Source organism: Micrococcus sp. GbtcB5 (assembly GCF_019091605.1).
Taxonomy (GTDB): Bacteria; Actinomycetota; Actinomycetes; order Actinomycetales; family Micrococcaceae; genus Micrococcus; species Micrococcus luteus.
On the sequence record NZ_JAGXJK010000543.1, the window covers coordinates 1 to 233 of the forward strand.

Here is a 233-nt window from a genome sequence, read left to right on the forward strand (position 1 = left end):
CCCTCCTCCACGCCGGCGAACCCGGGCCCGCCGCCGTAGCCCTTGCGTCCCAGCATGCCGACGAGGCGGCGGGACACCTTGTCCCGCTCGGCCCGGGCCTCCGGCGAGGCGCCGCCGGGGACGGTGCGGCCCCGCAGCCGACGGCGCACGAGGTCGAGGGCGGCGGCCCGCTCGCCCCCGCCGTCGGTGGCCCCGAGCGCCTCGGCGGCGGACTCCCGGGCCACAACCCTCCG

The 233-nt window shown here is 82.0% G+C and carries 1 pseudogene; it reads right to left on the bottom strand.

Going from position 1 to position 233, the window contains the following annotated elements:
* Nucleotides 1-233: pseudogene (locus KVS67_RS13425) on the bottom strand (regulatory protein RecX); the annotation flags it as partial.